Genomic DNA, 19,082 nt, shown 5'->3' on the forward strand with positions numbered 1-19,082 from the left:
ATCATTATTTATTTAAGATTTTTGCAATTAATTCCAATCCGATATCCATTTCTTGTTCAATTGCCACAAAAGCGATCGCAAGGTCTGTTTCAATCGTTGGGCTGATCTCAAGGTCCTTGGTCATTTGAGCCAATTTAATAAGTCCGGCTGTCGATGAAGTTCCCCGCAACTTATGAAGGAGTTCTTTGATGCGTACAATATCGTTTGTATCAATGGCCTCCTTTAACTGCTTTCTAGACCCCTTTATTTCCCGGACGACCAAATCCAGAAAAAAGGTTAAAAATGCGGGATCATCGCCAGCCTGTTCTTCCAGCCGTCGCATATCCAGATGCTCGTCCAAATCTTCCAGATCCGAGGCTTCGGCAGCACTAGGTTTAACCGATAACATGGCTTTTTCCAAGGCCTTGAATAAATCCTGTTGACGAATAGGTTTAGCTAGAAAGTCTGACATTCCCGCTTCCAGACAGCGTTCCTTTTCGCCTGAAATATTACCGGCAGTAACACCGATAATAGGTGTCTCAGCATAGGATGACATTTGCCGGATCTGTTTGGTTGCTTCAATACCATCGACCTCGGGCATCTGAACATCCATCAAAATAAAATCAAATTGTTTTTCTTTGCAAGCACGAATGGCTTGGGCTCCGTCAGAAACTTCGGTTAACTGGGCGCCAGGCATGATGCTAGCCATCATGCGTAAATTAAGCGCCATATTAACGGCATTGTCGTCTGCCAGGAGCACCTTAACGTCTTGACCGTACGAATCTGATGATAACGATAAGTTTGCATTCGCCTTTACTTGCACAGCATCTTCCCTATTTTGTTGTATCGCCCTTCTTAAAGTCGAATACAGTTCTTCAGATTTAATCGGCTTAAGTAGACAGAATGACCGCTCCTCCTGTCTAAATGCAGAAATCACCTCATGCTCTTCCGAGGAAGTATGTAATACAATCAATGGAATGCCTTCTTCTTGTTTTCTAAAGAGTTCCTTAATCTTTTCTATCGTTTCCAGACCCGATAAGATAGGCATATGATAGTCCATTAAAATCACATCGAATCGTTCACCTTTCATCAGCAACTGTAAGGCTTCCATACCGTTTTCTGCGAGGACAGACTCAACGTTTTTATAGGCCAACATATGTTGAAGGATAATCCGATTATTAGCATTGTCATCGACAACGAGGACACGATTTAACGGTAAGTCTGTATCTTCCTCCTCCATTTCTTCGCATCGGACCTCGATATCAAAATAGAACGTCGATCCGACGCCCAGTTCGCTTTCCAGATTCAATTTACTACCCATGTATTTCAGGAGGTTGTTGGAGATTGTCAAGCCTAGTCCCGTGCCGCCGTATCGTTTACTGACGGAGCTATCTTCTTGTGTAAAGGCATCAAAGATGCGTTGTTGTTTCTCTGGTGGAATTCCTATCCCCGTATCTCTAACCGAAAAACGTAAGGTCAATTTATCCTCATCGTTGCGAAGTTTACTGATCTTAAATTCAATCTCACCTTTTTCCGTAAACTTAACGGCGTTACCTAATAGATTCACCAATACTTGCTTAATACGTGCCTCATCAATCCAAACAAAAGCCGGCAGCCCCTGTTCAATGTTCAAAAGCAGTTCGACTTCTTTGCGTTGTGCTTGATAGAGAACAACATTAATAACCTGATTCGCTACATCATATACATTATACTTATCGACAAATAATTCAAGCTTACCGGATTCGATTTTTGAAAAGTCTAAAATATCATTAATAATATTGAGTAAGCTATTTCCAGATTCATTGATATAGCCTAAGTATTGTAACTGTGTGTCATTTAATGGTGTTTTTAATAACAAATCGGAGAATCCAATCACACCGTTCAATGGCGTTCGAATTTCGTGACTCATATTGGCGAGGAATTCGGACTTTGCCTTACTCGCCAGATCGGCCAACTCTTTCGCTAATTTTAATTCATCATTTATTTTAACCGATTCAGTGATATTTTGTGTAAAAATAATGATCCCACCTATACTTCCATCAGCGAGATGCCACGGTCTTACTTCCCAATTGAAATGTTGTGCTTCGGCAAGTCCACCAGCCTGTATGACTTCATCCGTATTCTTATACGGTATTCCCTCCAGCGCATCAAGGTAGATTTTTTTTCTATTTTCCGGTATATTCGGAAACAATTGAAAAAAGTTACTATTTGGCGGCAAACTTACTCCTTCGTGAAAATCTTCCAACCATTGATTACTCACCGAAATATAGTTAAAGTCTCGGTCAAACATAGCAACCGAAGCAGGAACATAATCCACAAAAGCCCGTAACATAGATTCTTTGCGTTCCAGTTCCAAGAATAGCGATTTACTTTTATCAATATCCTGAATAATTCCAAAAACACGTTTACACACATCATTTTCAAATTCGGGAATACCTTTTACCCGCACCCAAATTGATTCACCATCTTGTTTTAATAGACGCAATTCGGTATCATAGGGTGTTCTTGTTTTAACGGCGTTTTCAAAAATTCCACGCAAAATAACCTGACTTTCCGGCTCATAAAATCCGATTGCATGTTCAAAATCAGGTGTAAAATCAGGATCCACACCATGAATTAACTTCGTGGAGTCGGACCAATAGACCTTGTTTTCAGCTAAATTGACCTCCCATCCGCCTACCTGAGCGACAGCATTGGTCTGCTCCAGGATTTGTTTGGTATGCAAAAGATCATTTTCAAGGCGCAGTCGATCCGTCATATTCAAGGCCGTACTGACAACATAAGATCGTCCATTTTCATCCGTTTCCAACATATTATGGTATAGCCAAGAAATGTCTTCACCATCTTTTGTTTGAAGAACCATCATTCCCGAGTCCTCTTTGTTGCTTGCAATACGTTTGAGATATTCTTCAACAAGAGCGACATGATGAGACGGCACCAATTTCTTGAGGTTAAGTCCTTTTACCTCTTCTTTGGCATACCGCAATATCTCCCTTCCTTTTTCATTAACGGATAGAATATTACCGTCCAAGTCATGCATGCTCATCAGACCGATCGCATTTTCAAAAAAGCTACGGAATCTACGTTCAGAATTCTCCAACTTGAGTTTTTCTTCGCGCTCTTTTGTTACGTTTCTGCCAAAAGCCAGAATATCATGATTTATTGGATCATATTTGAAATGCCATTCAATTTCAACAACTTGGCCATTCTCTATTTTAGTCCTACTCGTTGATTGAACGCCGTATTTGGTTTCCTCAACCCGACCTAAGTCCGACACTAATTCCCTTTCAGTATCTCCCAATAAGGTAAAAATAGATTTGCCTAAACTATTCGACCTGGACAATCCCAGGACTTTACTAAATGCGGGGTTAACTTCTTTTACCTTGCGCGCCTCATCCAATACACAAATAATATTGTTCGTCAAGTGAAAAATTTCGGAGAAATAACCAGCCTGAACTTTTCGTTTTTTTCCCAATAATATTTTGGTTACTGCCTTGCCCAGCTCCTCCAACGAGTCTTTTTGTTTATCCGAAAGCGTTTTCGGATGGAAATCAATGACACAGATCGTTCCAAGCGCATCGCCATCATCATCCAGGAGCGGAACGCCGGCATAAAAACGGATATTTCCCTCGCGAATCAATGGATTGGAAGACGAGCGTGGGTCTTCAAAAGTATCTTCAATGACGAGGACCTCCTTACTCATTATGGTGTATTGACAGACTGTATTCTTCCTGTCAACGGTATCCAACTCCATACCAACGCAACTTTGAATACGTTGTGTGTCTTGCTCCATCATGGCAATTAACGCTGCGGGACAATCTGTAATCAGACAGGCCGCCTGCGCAAAAACATCCAGCTCAGGGTCTTTCCCGAGTCCCATTAACTCATAGGACTTTAATTTTTCTATCCTTCTTAACTCATTTTCAGGAAAAACATTATTTGCCATTCACTTCTACTATTTAGATCTGGTTTATTGTGACCGTGAAGTTAATAAAAACATTGTTTAACGCCTAAACAATAAGGAAATATTGCTCAGATAAATGTTTTATAAAGAACAATCAACTGCAAAAATAGTTGATGCTATAAAAAGATTATCCATACGCCTTCTTCATAATTTAGTTATTTACTAATTGAATTTTATATTGTTTTTACCTTATTAAGAAAGCGGGAACTTTAATTCTACAGTGCATTTGGATAAATTGATCCAGAAAATAGCTTAAAAACGAAAGAGCCCCGCTAAATGTGATAGCGGGGCTCTGCGATAGGTATAAGTTAAAAAAGTTTTTCAATACTCTGTTCGGCATAGCCGGCACTTGCTGTCATTCCCTTCCCTCCGATACCGGTTCTAACATGTATCCTTGAGCTAGCGTCGATTTCAAGAATATGATCTTTGTGCTGCGAATAATAACCTGCCCAAGAGGATGAAATCGAGGCACGCTCCATCGGCATGATACGGTTGGCTTCTGTAATCATCAATTCATTGATATAGGAATTCACAGCGAAGCCCAATTCATCCAGTCTGTTGCCCGCTGCATATTCGTGCGAATCACCGATAATAATACTACCATCCGTGGCCTGTTTAAAAAGCATATGAATTCCATAATTGCGTAGCTCCTGATAGTGATCAGGCAATGGAATTGTTTGAAAAGATGGGCAGTATTCTTCAAAACTCTCGTATCGACGAATGGTCAGTCCTGTTAAAATATTCCCTGGCAAATGGATATGGGCCAAAGGTTTCGTTCGCATCATTTGCAACTTGCTAATTTCAAGTCCACTATTGTCAAATAAGGAACGATATAAAATTTTAAACTCGTATCCATTGCAAATAAGCAATTTCTTCCCTTCAAAGTTTTGCAACGTACTGCTTGTGACAACAACAGCATCATTTTTATCCTCGCAGGCCACAATTGTCGTATCGTATTTCAACGTATAGTCCACAAACTTATTTTGCATATAAATATGCAGCTGTCTAATCATTGACTCGGGTTCTACACTGAGTTCCTGCGGAAAAAAGATAGCCTCTTTAACATAACTAGCATTCATCACAGGATATTTCAATAAAACCTGTTCCTTCGACCAAAGTTCATGTTCATATCCTTTCGCTTGATAATGCTTAGATAACTCATGAAGTACCTGAACTTCATCATTATCTGAAGCAATATAGATACTACCATTTTTTCTAACGGATATATCCATCTCCCGCTGAATAGATTGATATATTTCAAGTCCACGTACACCATAATCAAACCATTCACCGGCCATTCCCGATGGCACTACTTGTCCAAAATTACGAACGGTAGATCCCACGGGAAAATTATCCTTTTCGAGTTGGAGCACACGTAACCCCTTTTGTAACGCATGATAGGCATGAAAGGTTCCTAAAATCCCGCCCCCAACAATAATTAAATCATATGTATTTGTTTTCATCTTTATAAATAGAATATCATAAAAAAGTATAGTTAACTAATTTGTACTTCTCCTTTTGTCGCATGCCAAGGAGCCAACAACTCATCGTCGCTTACTTTCATCTGCTCTTTTTTTCGAATAAAATAAAGTAGGGAGAAGATGCCCAAAATCGCTCCGATAATAGACGCCGAAAAAACCAATTGAATAAAGTAATTTCCCCAAGTAACAGAATTTGGCATAAACTCTTTGTTCACCAATATCAGAAAACTACCCAAATAGCCGATTGAATCAGCCATATACATCACAAAACCAATATTACTTTTCATACGATATGTAGCGATCATTCTTTCAAAAAATATAGCGTTATAAGGAATGTATGCCATATATAACCCCAAACCAACGAGCAACATCCAACTTAAACCATCAATCCATTGCCTCGTAAACAAATAGGTAGAAATACCTGCAGTAAGGAAACCCATAATGATCATATAGTGAATCAACTTAAACGCTTTAAGATTGTTTTTAACCATGATAAGACAACTCACCAACAGCAATACAATTAATGAAATAGTCCCATCAACTTTTGCAAAAATACCCGCTCCTTTTACATGTAACATCTGCCAGATTTCTACCTCAAAGTTATCCCGCACGTCACGTAAAATAGTAAGCATCGTGTACACGATAATAGTCAATACAATCCCGGGCATAAAGGTTTTAAAAAAGTGTTTTCGCATTTGACTGTCCATTGCAACGCGTTCTGTCCGTAGCTTCTTATCCTCCGTTGTAGGTTCTGGGGCATTTTCAAGTATCCATACGCACAAAATAAAGGGTAGAAAAAAAAGTAAACCCGTCAAAAATGGCATCCAAAATTCATTAATATGAAAAGAAGACATCAACCACCGTCCAACAGTTTTTATCAGTCCAGAAGCAAAAATCAGACTCACGGACATTACTGCCCCCATAATCTCTGTAAAACGCCTTCCTTCTAAATAACTAAATACCAATCCCCAAACCATTCCCAATGGAAAACCATTGATAAAAAGAAAGACAACATTCCAAGGCCTTGGACAAAGTGCAAATGCCAAAAGCCCTATCCATGAAATACAAATCAATGCGATTAAATACCGTCCTCTATTACGTTGTTTACTTTCAGAAATAAATTTAATGCCATAGAACTTTGACAACAAATAGCCCAGCATTTGAATGACCACCATACAGACTTTATAATCGACACCAAAAATAGCATCATTTGCAAAGGCAGATGCCGTAAATGACTTTCTAAATGAATACATACTCGTATAACATAAAAATGCTGTAACAGCCAGAACAATAGCCACAGATTTCTCATCCAGTCTATTTATGCGTCGTTTTATTCGTTGGTTTAACTCCATCATCTAAACTTGTTAACAGACCTCATCGTCCGCAATCAAAAGTAAATTTTGGAAATTAACACAATACTAAACTTTTGTTAAGTATTTATAAACAAATATAATTATCCATTTGTAATACGAAAAGTATAAAATAAAAAAAGCATCATTGAATGATTCAATGATGCTCTAATACTTAACGTGTTATTATCTATTTCTTATTTTCAAAAAAGTATACAATTAGCATGACGGCCTTTCCATTTCCAACATTGCGCGGTGTATGTGATAGTCGTCCATTAAAGAAAATCGAATCGCCCTCCGCTAAGCTAATTTTTTGATCATTGAAGATATACTCCACCTGTCCGCTAATGATATATTTATATTCATAGGCTTCGGTCTCCACCATGGGGCGTTCTGCATCTGGAAGCAACTCCAAAAGAACAATATCCATGGTCGAACTATCCATCGCAGTTGTAAAAATCCGTTTATAATGAAAACCTATCGCCGACTCTTTTTCAAACGGACTATACGTATCTTTTTTCCGAACGACCACAGGGCCTGAATCCAATTCAGAATTAAAATCTTTAAAAAACTCGTTAAGATCAATATTCAGTGCATTGATGATATTAATCAATACGAGTAAGGAAGGTATTGTTCTGTTATTTTCAATTTGCGAAATAAGTCCCTTGCTTACCCCCGCTCTATCCGCAACTTCCTGTATCGTAATTCCTTTTTCTTTTCGGATTTCCCTAATCTTATTACTAATCTTGAATATCGTATTATCTTCCATAATTTGGCCAAAAGTAAACATTTTTCCTATGTCGCGTATATTAAGTTTTTAGCACTTAATCATAGGTCTCCTATAAAATTATAATATTTCACTGTTTCCGGAAAACTGTGGTTCAATAACAGTAGATTTTTCATCTTTCATTTTGCTCAGCATTGGTGAGTACTATTGGTAAACTTTAACCCAGTCAACACGCATCTCAACGGGTAGCTTGTCTTGATTTACTTCACCAACCCAGTTTCCGCCCAACTGTTGGTCAATCAAAAGGTAAAAGGGTTGATCGTATGGCCACTGAGAAGGGTCGACATCATTAATTCTTGGGTAAGTAAAGGTATCAACACCATTCACCTGAAATACGATGCGGTCGGGATACCAACTTATACCATATATATTATATGCTTCAGTGCTGACCGATGCTGTACCAAAATGTTTCGGATTCTCCTTTTGCCCCAGATCCAACGTATAATAGGAATGCGTGGTCTGGTATATGATATTGTCAAAATTAAGATGCTCCATAATATCGATTTCACCATTTCTAGGATATTTCCCATACTTGTCCAACTCCGCCAGCATCCACATGGCAGGCCATGCGCCTTTTGCACTTCCAAGCTTGGCTTTGATTTCTACGCGTCCGTACTGAAAAGCAAACTTCCCCTTGCTCCATATCCCGCCTGTCAAAAATGGTCTTGAATCGCTATTTTTGTCTGCATTTTTTATTCCTTTAAGAATTAACTCACCATTTTCCCATCCAAAACAGGCGTCATCCATGCTCATATGCCGATTCCAATCGGCTTCCCCTGCTGGAATCCGGGACCATTTACTACTATCTAGCTTTGGGGAATTGAAGTTTTCTTCCCATACCAGCTTCCATTCTTTAAGCTCACGATCCTTCTTTTGCATATACACATAAGGATATTCTTTTGGACTATAATGAACACTACATGCAGAAAACAGTAAGAAAAAACAACTTAGGCTTAGGACTCTCTTCATAATTAAAATAGTGGTTTCGCAAAAAATGATTTAGGCCTAAATTTAGACATAAATTACCATAACCGACAACTCCGCTAAAAATTAATAGAAACAAAGATTCAAACGCAAAAAATGAGATTGCGCAAACTCCTTAAAACATAGGGTGAGCATTTGCCGCGTTCTTAGGTACATCTTGCTGCGCGTCCCAATGCTCTACGATTTTACCTTTTTCCAATCTGAAGATATCGATTGTCGATTTAAGGCTACCATCTGGATTCTTATTTTTTAGGTGTATGAAGACCAAATCGCCGTCCGAAGCAATATGCTGTACATCAATCTTTGTCTTAGGCTGCCCTTCAAACCACTTTGTCGCAGCGAGCTTAAACGCTGCTGCTCCATCCGCAACAGCGGGATTATGTTGGATATACTGAGGAGAAATGTACTTGTCAACTGCAGAAATATCCTTATCACCAAACATTTGCTGATAAAAATCTAAAACGATTCTTTTATTCTCTTTGTTTTCGTCAAGTTGTTTTTGCGCAGCTTCCTTGGATTCATTTGTTGGAGATTGCTGACAACCCAGCGTTAGCAATAAAACAGAGAAAGTCATGACCCTAACTATTGTTCTATTTTTCATCTTTAAATCTATTTTAATTGAAGTCATCGATTCACACCCCACCTTAGCACAATCCAATTTACCTAAATTATACAATATATACTGCTTTTATCTGAGGTCTTTTACACTATTAAATATTGGCATGATAATTGGATTTATCATCGATAGTATAATATTCAGAAATATACATTTCATAAATTTAGGTTAATAATTGGTTAGGTTAAACGCCTGAAGCTCCCAACTTCAGGCGTTTTTTTTTATATTTTCGAAAATCAATAGTGCTATAAAACAAAAAGGCCAATTATCGCTTTTATTAATCTAGTTCAATAAAATTTCTTATTGCACGATGTAACTTTACATCAGTTAAGAAAATAAAAATATCAGCTATGGAAAATAAAATATTAGGACTACATCACATTACTGCGATAGCCGACAATGCAAAGCGAAATCTTGATTTTTATACGAAAGTACTGGGTGTACGCCTTGTCAAAAAAACAGTTAATTTCGACGACCCAGGGACCTATCACTTCTATTTCGGTAATGAACAGGGCGAACCTGGAACGATTCTTACATTTTTCCCTTGGGAAGGTATCGGAAAGGGTACTCCGGGAGCGGGAATGGCGACTCATATTGGCTATGCCGTACCTCAGGGGAGTTTGGATTTCTGGAAAAATCGCTTAGCGGAACATCAGATTAGTTTACAGGAAAATGAGATTTTTGGAGAGAAGCTGATTTCATTTCATGATCCCGATGGATTACAACTTCAGTTTATTGAAACTAACGACCCTAGAAAGGCATGGACAACGACCGACGTCAATGCAGAACATGCGCTAAAAGGATTCCATAATGTCACGCTTTCATTAAAAGAAGCAGATCCAACTATACGCGTATTGACCGATATTTTAGGTTATTCGTTTCATCAGCAGGATGACAACCGCTATAGATTAACAACTGACAGCATTGAAACCGCAAACATTGTCGACATAATAGCGGATAAAAATCTGCCCTATGGCAAAAATGCGGCTGGCACAAACCATCATATCGCATTCCGGGTAAAGGATGACAATGTATTGATGGAGTATCGCGAAAAGGTGCTTTCGGCAGGGCTGAATATCACAGAAAAAATAAATAGAGATTACTTTTTCTCACTCTATTTTCGTGAACCTGGTGGTGTCTTATTTGAAATCGCGACAGACAATCCCGGATTTACAGTAGACGAGCCGCTATACAGTTTAGGGTCGGCACTGAAATTGCCAAAGCAATATGAAAGCTATCGTTCGCAGATTGAGCAGACATTGCCAAAAATCGATTAATTAAAGTATAAAAACATCATTATTCAAACGAGGAAATTATGGAAAGAACTGAAATTGTATTAGACAAAAATCAACGTGGAGAGCTCCAATTATTCTCCGACGACCACAAAGCAGGTTTAATGAGCATCGCTATCATCGACGGTAATTTGGTTGTTTATCATACGGAGGTAGACGAAGCTTATGAAGGCCGGGGTTTTGCAAAAATACTCCTCGAGAAATTGGTCTCTCATGCGCGCGAAAACAACATGAAAATTGTTCCTTTATGTCCTTATGTAAATGCGCAGTTTCATCGCCATCCAGAGCTCTATCAGGACGTGTGGTTTAAAAAAACGGTATAAATTACCATATATGAAAGGATAAAATGAGTCATTCAATAAATATTAAAATAGCTGGGCAAAATTTAGAACAGGCAAAAAAAGCGATTATCATGATCCATGGTCGTGGAGGAAGTGCAGAAGACATCCTTGGTATGTCATCCTATCTTCATGTCGATAATTTCGCACTACTTGCACCACAGGCAGAAAATCACAGTTGGTACCCCTATTCTTTTATTGCTCCCGTACAAGAGAATGAACCCTGGTTGAGTTCGGCAATAGATCTGATCGATCATACGGTTAAACGAGCTTTAGACCATGGGATTCCCACCGAAAACATCTATTTTTTTGGTTTTTCCCAGGGAGCCTGCTTAACACTGGAATACCTTGCGCGGCATGCGCAACGCTATGGTGGCGCTATAGCAATTATTGGCGGAGTAATCGGTGAAGAAATTAACAGGAATAATTATAAGGGTGACTTCGCACAAACACCTATTTTTATTGGCACTAGCGATCCTGATTTCCATGTTCCTCTTGAACGGGTTGAAGCTACAGTATCCATCTTGGCAAACATGAATGCTAATGTAAAGCTCATGGTATATCAAAACGCAGGCCACTCCATCAATCGCGAGGAGATCGATCTTGCAAATGAATTTGTTCTTTAAGAAATAAAGCAATGATTCATTGGTAAAGAGTGATCCATTGGTTGTTGATTAAAATGATTAATCAACAACCAATTTTAATGCATTATACTTTTGGGTATTTATAACCGTTGTGATAAACCGAAGCTAAGTATTTATTTGCTTTCTGATCAGTAAAATGCTGTTTATCTTTATCCCAGTAGAGTTTTTGTCCAGTTCTGAACGCAATATTTCCGAGCTGAGAAAAGATGGCAATATGCGCACCTACTTCAATTGGTGCATGAAGTATTTCTGGATTACGTTCGCGAATGGCCGCTACAAAATTTTCCATATGCTTATCCAACCCATTATCTAAAGAAGGTTGGATAGCGACCGCCTCCATCCTTCCTTTTTCTGGAATGACCTCCCAGCCCGATCTATTCAACACCAGCGTACCATTGTTACCAATAAATGCGACACCATGATTACGGTTATAAGGCCCGAGATCAATCCCCTTGGCGTGCTCCCATTGAATATTGAAGCCATCAAACTCATACACGGCAGTCATCGTATCGGGCGTTTGGCCGGCGTCGTCCGGGAACGCAAACTTACCTCCTGAGGCCATGATGGATTTTGGATCGGAAACTTTCATCCCCAGTAAAGCATAATCCAACATATGCACGCCCCAATCGGTCATCAAACCACCCGCATAGTCCCAAAACCATCGAAAATTAAAATGGAATCGATTCGAATTAAATGGTCTTTTTTGTGCTGGGCCTAGCCATTCCGTATAATGTACACCTGCGGGAACCGGTTCGTCTTGGACAACGGGGATAGCACTTTTCCACCCTTGATAAGACCAAGCTTTCACCAATCTTATTTTGCCCAATTTACCCGAATGAACAAAATCAATGGCATCCCGGAAATGTTGCTGACTCCGTTGCCATTGTCCGACTTGTACAATAGCCTTATTCTTTTTTGCTGCCTGAACCATTAATTGACATTCAAGAATGGAGTTACCAATGGGTTTTTCGACATACACATGCTTTCCAGCATTTACGGCATCGATCATTTGCAGGCAATGCCAATGATCTGGAGTGGCAATAATGACCGCATCCACAACCGCGCTATTCAGCATCTTCTTATAATCTACAAATGTTTCGACATGTATATTTCTTTTTTGAAGTTCTTCGGCTCTCTTTTTAAGAATATTTTCATCCACATCACAAAGAGCCGTGCACACCAAGCCATCATTCTTTAACAACGCATTCAAATCAGACCAGCCCATACCATTTACACCAATTAATCCAACCCGGATGGATTGATCTAAAAAGGTTGAACCTTTCGCATTTAAAAAAAATGTTGAAGCAGCTAAAACAGTAGACGTTTTGATAAAATCTTTTCTATTCATTGGATATTGGTTTAAGTTTTGTTTTTAACGGATATCATCTAAATATCAGATACGAATGGACTACATACGCTTGGATGAATGCCATTTAACAAGAATTACGTTCTTTATTATTAAAAACAAATTGCTTCGATGAAAATACAAAAATGAATTTAGGTGCTCGCAAAAAGCATTGTAAAATATATATCGACAATTGTTACGGAACCTTATGGACAAAACAAAAATGGTCGAGTTAGAGTCACTCGACCATACATCTACCTATGAAAAACATGCCCTTGGGAGGGGCAGTTGAAGTTAATACAAATTTCACGAAGAACAAACATTTTAAAAAAATATTTATCCAAATAATTAATAATACCATTTACAACAATATCATGAATTGACCATGTTACATTGGTTGGGAGGATTGTGTTTTATTAGACATTTATGTTCGATAAATTCCTTCCGCTAGCGCTGGCTCAATCAACATCTCCTTCAAAAAATAGGCTCAGCTACACAACACATTTTATAATTCATTAAAAAAAATAAAGGAATAATCATTTATTATGCCTACCTTGCCGCACTTAATTAAAAATAATGAATACAGGTAAAATTAAATTTTTCAATGAAACTAAAGGTTTTGGTTTTATTACACCAGAGGATGGTAGTGCAGATGTTTTCGTACACGTTTCTGCGCTTAAAAACCAAGTATCTGAAGGCGACGTTGTTACTTATGATGTAGAAAGAACTCCAAAGGGGATCAGCGCTACAAATGTAAAATTGGCGTAATCCAAAAAATACACTTTCTTGTTAATGGGGTAATTCTTAATGACTTATCCCATTTCTTTTTCCTATTCTTCCTTTACAATTTTTCGGCAATCTTTTACTTTTCCGTTGAAGACTTTTAGTTTTCAATAAAAAGTATGAAAAGGATTCTCAAAGGTTTTATTTAAGACAAATTCGAACATACTATTTATGGAATTTAAACAACTCAGTTTAATCGCTCCGCTTTTAAAAGCAATAACAGAAACAGGCTACACACATCCTACTGCAATTCAACAAAAAGCTATTCCAATTGTATTGCAAGGCAACGATCTTATTGGTTGTGCCCAAACAGGAACCGGTAAAACGGCCGCTTTTGCACTTCCACTTTTACAACGTCTTGAAGAGACGAAGACATCAGGAAAACTCGTGCCGATTAGGGCTTTGATTCTTACGCCAACACGTGAATTAGCCATTCAGATTGGTGACAATATAAACCTATACCGGAAACATCTAAAACTAAACTATTGTACTATTTTCGGTGGTGTAAGCCAAGAAAAGCAAGTCAAAGAAATTAAAAAGGGTGTTGATATTCTTGTAGCTACCCCAGGTCGCTTACTTGATTTAATGAATCAAAAAATAGTCTCTCTAGATAAAATCGAGATCTTGATATTGGACGAAGCGGACAATATGCTGGACATGGGCTTTATTCATGACATCAAAAAGATCCTGACCAAAGTCCCGTCAAAAAGACAAACATTATTTTTCTCGGCAACGATGCCGCCCAATATCCGTAAATTTGCACAGGGCATATTACATAAACCTATTGAAGTGGATGTTACTCCTGTAAGCTCAACAGCTGAGAAAGTAAATCAATCTGTATTTTTTGTTGAAAAGAAAGATAAGATCAAATTATTGACCAGCATATTAAAAAAGCTAAAGCACGAGCGTACTATCGTCTTCTCGCGAACAAAACACGGAGCAGATAAAATCGTTAAGTTGCTTGCAAAAAATGGTTTAAGAGCAGCAGCCATTCACGGAAATAAATCTCAAAATGCAAGACAAAAAGCTTTAGGTGAATTTAAGGACAGCCATCTTAAAATTTTGATCGCTACCGATATTGCTGCAAGAGGAATTGATATCGAACAACTACCACTTGTAATTAACTATGATCTCCCTAACGTACCGGAAACCTATGTTCATCGCATCGGAAGAACGGGAAGAGCTGGTCAGGAAGGAAAAGCGATTTCTTTTTGCGATGTAGAAGAAAGACCATATTTAGCTGATATTGAAAAATTAATCGGATTAAAAATCAAGATAGAAAAGATCAATAAATAGATTTTTAGAACACCTTAATTAAAAGCCCCTGGATTAGTAGATCTAGGGGCTTTTAATTTTATTTACGGTTTGCGATCTGCCATCAACAGGGTCGATGGCGTGAAAGGAAGCCAATGTACTTTTTTATTGACAATTTTGTTCCAGCTGGGAAGGCTGATCAACATTAAGTCTTGTTCCTGCCAGGTCTCACGGTTTAACTCTTTTTCAGTTATTGTAAGGTGGTTTGGAACAAGCTGTTCCAATTGCCTTAATTTCTCTTTGAAGCTTTCATTGGTTTGCAGCACTTGGTTGAGATCCCACACGATGACTTGAGCATCTGAATGCTGAATCAGGCGTTTTATCATCTCATATAGAAATTCATCGTTTTTTAAGACAACAGGGACAACCACACGCTTTGCCTTTAGAAAATTTTTATCGATTAAGATACCTACTTGTGCATTTACTTTAGCATTGATTTGCTGATTTCGATCGAAAGTCATGAAAGGAGACTCTGCATTTGTAACCGTATGGAATAACTTCTCGGGATTCACAATCCGGGTAGTAAAGTCTAAAAAACGCCCCAGTAAGCTTCCCTCATAAATTGATTCACTGACACCCAACAATAATAAGTCCTGATTGCGCTCATTGGAAGTTTGAACAATCTCGCTGTCAATATCACTGGAGATTTTAAAAATTGTCTGGATCGGTTGCTCAAGCTGCATCGCCACCTGTTTAATTTCACGGAAACTATCCAGCTCCTGGATTTCCACTTCATAATGATGTAATTCGTTGGCAGGCTCAATATGTAATGCCGTAATTTCAGCGTTCTTTTTTGATTTCAACGTTAAAGCATCAGCCAGATACAATAGTGAAATCCCCGTGTTACTTTTCGCAAAAGACAATAGAATCTTAAATTTTGATTTATCACGGAAATCTTCCTGTAGTGAATTTTTCTTAGGTCGATAGAGGAAATTGATTAAATCTAAGGATGGTCCCGTCATAAAAGTAGTGACCAACGCCATTACAACCATCATCGAAAATAATTCAGCACTTAAAACGCCAAGATCGTATCCAATATTGAGGACGATAAGTTCCATTAATCCCCGCGTGTTCATTAAGGCACCAATACTCAAACTATCTTTCCAGCTTTGACCAACAAAGCGCGCCGCTAACGTACTACCTGCAAATTTACCAATAACCGCAACCAAAATAATCCCAATGGTAATCATCCATAACTGAGGGTCATTAAGCAGACCGATCTGCGTGCGGAGACCTGTAAAGACAAAGAATAAAGGTAATAGTAATAAGGTTGAAACATCTTCGATTTTTTCGATAAATGCTGTCCGGAATCGACTCCCTTCGGGCATAATAGCTCCGGCCATAAATGCTCCAAAAAGTGCATGGATTCCGATTACTTCGGTCGCATAAGCCGACAATAACAGCACAATAAAGAAAATAGCAACAACAGGCTTACTTAGTGCTTCTTTACTTCCTTTTACCTCTCCAACGCGCATCAAAAATGGACGAACGATCTTAATCATGATGAGCACATAGGCAACAGCCAGCCCGATGGTATATAATGCACTAGCGAAATCACCCGCTTTGACAATTGCTATCACGACAGCCAGAATACACCAAGCTGTAATATCGTCTGCAGCAGCGCAGGTAATCGCCATTGCTCCTAACTTACTTTTTTGCAATCCCCTTTCTTGTATAATTCGAGCAAGAACAGGAAACGCTGTTATACTCATGGAAATACCAATAAACAAGCTATAAGATAGAAACTCTACATTTGCGGGTGGATGGAATAGGTATAAAAAATAAGCCAGTGAAATTCCCAACGTAAATGGGATCACAATGCTTGCATGAGAAATGACAATAGCATCATGCGCTTTATTTCGCAGCACATTCAGATCCAGCTCCATGCCAATGATAAACATAAATAAGATTAGCCCAATTTGACTCAGAAACTGCAAGTTACTAAGCGATTCTACAGGAAAAAGTGTATGCGAAAATTCGGGAAAATGGAGTCCCAGCAACGATGGCCCCAATATGATACCGGCGAGCATCTCTCCTATGACGACAGGCTGCTTAATCTTTATGCAAATCCAGCCCATGATACGTGCAGCGACAATAATTGTCACGATTTGTGCCAGTAATATGGCTAGCGGATGTTGCAGGCTATGGATTAAGGTTGATGTAAAATCGTTCCAGGCACCTTGACTTGTTTTCTCCCCGCGCAGCAACTCTGGAGCCTCCAGCTGTGTCCCCAAATGAATCACCCAATACATCACACCGAGTAATGTACCAACTAAAACTACATAGAAAATTGTATTCCTATATTTCCTCATTTTCAATAGCAATTAAAATAAATATAATGACAATAGCATACTAAGTCTCGACCGATAATCCCTAAACAAGTGGTTTTTCAAATACGGTCCCAACAAAAATATAATTCTGTTGTAGTTTTAATGCCTTTCAGCAGGTAGGTCTAAGAAAATATGTAATGAACCAAAAGAATTTTGTAATCAACTGAATTTCTCGAAAAACATTTTCTTGTACGATTCGCCCAAATTAAAAAGAAGGGGTAGATTTTGTTCGTCCAACAAAGTGCTTGTAATTTCATCAGCGGAGAAAAATTTGACGATTTTGCTTGCGATAATCTCCTTTTTATTGATACGGATAAAATCCTGTTCAGGCAAGATTTCCAGCAGCTTATCAAAGCTTATATTTTTCAATAAAATAAACGAGCCATCCGCCAAATAAACTGTTTTATCCCGGCTGTCTACTTCAGCTATTTGAACATAGTTAATCTGTTCGAAATACAATACTGTTTTTCCCTTATTCGTATTAAATTGCGCAAAAGAGATAGTTTCAGATCGCTTGCTGATTAATTGCTCGACCTTCATAATGGCTTGTTGAAGACGCTGTAGGGATAGTGGTTTACGCATATAATCTACTGCATTGATGTCAAACGCATCGCTCGCATATTGTTTATATGCAGTAGAAAAGACAATTGGATAGTTTTTTAGCTCGTTGGCTATGTCAAATCCGTTAAATTCTGGCATTTCAATGTCCAGAATGCAAAAATCAAAAGTCAGTTTGCGGTATTCCTTCAATAATGAAGCTGGATCATTAAAAGTTTTAACCACCTCCAAGCCAGGGATCTGCTCACAGAGCATTTTCAAAAATCTCAAGCTTGGTATTTCATCATCCAAAAGAATACATTTCAAATTTCTTTCAATCGACATACAATCTGATTTGAAGGTGGGCAGTATAAACATCATTTTCTACAAATCTGCGCAGATGATGTCTACCTGGATAATACAACATGAGACGCTCTTCCAAAGTTTTGCTACCTATTCCACTTTTAGACTTTTGCAATGGTGAACGTTTTGATATTCGATTGTTTACAACTAATTCGAATAAACCGTTCTTAAAGGTTAACATGATTGCGATAAAAGAATCCGGACCGTGAAAGTCCGCATGCTTAAACGCATTTTCAATTAAATCAACCGACATCAGAGGAACAAAAGAAGGTGTGTTCAATATAGCGTCATTTAGTTCATCAATATCAAATTTTACGCGGATATCAAATAAAGGGCTTAATTTTACTTTATTAATCTCAATGAGATTGCGGGCAAATTCAATTTCGGCCTTTGGTGAAACGAGTTCATCTTCACTTTCATACAACACGTAATCCAATACCATGGCCAATTTGTCCATCGTATAATAGGTTTGATAAGCATGAGAAAGTATTCCGTTCAACGAATTTTTAAGCAAATGTGGATTTAATTGAGCCCGATGGAAATGTGCTATCTTTTGATTGTCCATACGATTAAAAAGCTCCTTTTGTTGTCTATTCTCTATCTCAAGTCTCCGGTATTTTTGTCTTAACAATAGATACAAACCCAATATTAAAACAACAATTGTCAGCAATAATAGAATAATAATATTCGAGATCTCAGTCGTCATGTTCATCCAAACTTAGTTAAAATTTCATTATGAACGAAAAACAGCCTCCAGAAAATCCGGCCGACCAGCCCCTTTATCCGTTTACGATAAAATGAAATTTGAGTGCTTCTAAACAAAATATAGCACTGTAAAATTCACATGTATTTATTACAAAAATTAACAGTTTCATTACAATTTAGTCATTTTAAAGCATTAATTTAAGATTATTATCCTTATATTGATACTATTGTAATTAGCCGATCAAATGATTGTCTACGCTATTTTGGTTAA

Annotated in this window: 15 protein-coding genes; 5 read left to right on the top strand and 10 right to left on the bottom strand. The window is 38.2% G+C overall.

Features of this window, described 5'->3' with window-relative positions; all coding sequences use genetic code 11:
• Window positions 1-4: 4 nt before the first annotated feature.
• The 6 genes from AAH582_RS14925 to AAH582_RS14950 form a co-directional block, all read right to left on the bottom strand.
• Window positions 5-3,925, bottom strand: a complete 3,921-nt coding sequence (locus tag AAH582_RS14925) for a response regulator (protein WP_343318367.1) — start codon at window positions 3,923-3,925, stop codon at window positions 5-7.
• A 326-nt stretch (window positions 3,926-4,251) separates the two neighbouring features.
• The gene (locus AAH582_RS14930) at window positions 4,252-5,406 is read right to left on the bottom strand and encodes a TIGR03364 family FAD-dependent oxidoreductase (protein WP_343318368.1); all 1,155 of its coding nucleotides are present in this window, start codon (window positions 5,404-5,406) and stop codon (window positions 4,252-4,254) included.
• A gap of 32 nt (window positions 5,407-5,438) precedes the next feature.
• Window positions 5,439-6,779 carry a DUF5690 family protein gene (locus AAH582_RS14935; RefSeq protein ID WP_343318369.1) on the bottom strand — a complete coding sequence of 447 codons (1,341 nt, stop codon included), beginning with the start codon at window positions 6,777-6,779 and terminating at the stop codon, window positions 5,439-5,441.
• A gap of 184 nt (window positions 6,780-6,963) precedes the next feature.
• A complete protein-coding gene (locus AAH582_RS14940) occupies window positions 6,964-7,542 on the bottom strand; it encodes a helix-turn-helix domain-containing protein (RefSeq protein ID WP_343318370.1) in 579 nt (192 codons plus the stop codon).
• A gap of 162 nt (window positions 7,543-7,704) precedes the next feature.
• A complete protein-coding gene (locus AAH582_RS14945; RefSeq protein ID WP_053003562.1) occupies window positions 7,705-8,529 on the bottom strand; it encodes a glycoside hydrolase family 16 protein in 825 nt (274 codons plus the stop codon).
• 130 nt (window positions 8,530-8,659) lie between these two features.
• On the bottom strand, window positions 8,660-9,145 hold the full coding sequence (locus tag AAH582_RS14950) for a nuclear transport factor 2 family protein (RefSeq protein ID WP_343318371.1): 486 nt from the start codon (window positions 9,143-9,145) through the stop codon (window positions 8,660-8,662).
• A gap of 365 nt (window positions 9,146-9,510) precedes the next feature.
• Between AAH582_RS14950 and AAH582_RS14955 the strand changes: the two genes are divergently transcribed.
• The 3 genes from AAH582_RS14955 to AAH582_RS14965 are packed head-to-tail and all read left to right on the top strand — an operon-like array spanning window position 9,511 to window position 11,416.
• Window positions 9,511-10,437, top strand: a complete 927-nt coding sequence (locus AAH582_RS14955) for a ring-cleaving dioxygenase (protein ID WP_343318372.1) — start codon at window positions 9,511-9,513, stop codon at window positions 10,435-10,437.
• A 38-nt stretch (window positions 10,438-10,475) separates the two neighbouring features.
• A complete protein-coding gene (locus tag AAH582_RS14960) occupies window positions 10,476-10,775 on the top strand; it encodes a GNAT family N-acetyltransferase (RefSeq protein ID WP_046672947.1) in 300 nt (99 codons plus the stop codon).
• A gap of 23 nt (window positions 10,776-10,798) precedes the next feature.
• Window positions 10,799-11,416, top strand: coding sequence for an alpha/beta hydrolase (locus tag AAH582_RS14965; protein WP_343318374.1), 618 nt, complete (start codon window positions 10,799-10,801; stop codon window positions 11,414-11,416).
• 82 nt (window positions 11,417-11,498) lie between these two features.
• Here AAH582_RS14965 and AAH582_RS14970 read toward each other — a convergent pair whose 3' ends face one another.
• The gene (locus tag AAH582_RS14970) at window positions 11,499-12,782 is read right to left on the bottom strand and encodes a Gfo/Idh/MocA family protein (RefSeq protein WP_343318375.1); all 1,284 of its coding nucleotides are present in this window, start codon (window positions 12,780-12,782) and stop codon (window positions 11,499-11,501) included.
• Window positions 12,783-13,355: 573 nt separating this feature from the next.
• On the opposite strand from AAH582_RS14970, the gene AAH582_RS14975 reads away from it, so the two are divergent.
• Both AAH582_RS14975 and AAH582_RS14980 read left to right on the top strand, forming a co-directional pair.
• Complete coding sequence (locus tag AAH582_RS14975; protein WP_046672944.1) at window positions 13,356-13,547, top strand: cold-shock protein; 192 nt, start codon at window positions 13,356-13,358, stop codon at window positions 13,545-13,547.
• A gap of 186 nt (window positions 13,548-13,733) precedes the next feature.
• Window positions 13,734-14,858 carry a DEAD/DEAH box helicase gene (locus AAH582_RS14980; RefSeq protein ID WP_343318383.1) on the top strand — a complete coding sequence of 375 codons (1,125 nt, stop codon included), beginning with the start codon at window positions 13,734-13,736 and terminating at the stop codon, window positions 14,856-14,858.
• 62 nt (window positions 14,859-14,920) lie between these two features.
• On the opposite strand, the gene AAH582_RS14985 is transcribed toward AAH582_RS14980, so the two are convergent.
• From AAH582_RS14985 to AAH582_RS14995, 3 genes are all read right to left on the bottom strand, one after another.
• Entirely contained in the window at window positions 14,921-17,188 is a 2,268-nt protein-coding gene (locus AAH582_RS14985) for a cation:proton antiporter (RefSeq protein ID WP_343318384.1), read from the bottom strand.
• 177 nt (window positions 17,189-17,365) lie between these two features.
• A complete protein-coding gene (locus AAH582_RS14990) occupies window positions 17,366-18,088 on the bottom strand; it encodes a LytR/AlgR family response regulator transcription factor (protein WP_343318386.1) in 723 nt (240 codons plus the stop codon).
• Window positions 18,078-18,818, bottom strand: coding sequence for a histidine kinase (locus AAH582_RS14995; protein ID WP_343318388.1), 741 nt, complete (start codon window positions 18,816-18,818; stop codon window positions 18,078-18,080). Before AAH582_RS14995 ends, AAH582_RS14990 begins: the two co-directional genes overlap by 11 nt.
• Window positions 18,819-19,082 lie beyond the last annotated feature (264 nt).

Source organism: Sphingobacterium multivorum (assembly GCF_039511225.1).
Classification (GTDB): domain Bacteria; phylum Bacteroidota; class Bacteroidia; order Sphingobacteriales; family Sphingobacteriaceae; genus Sphingobacterium.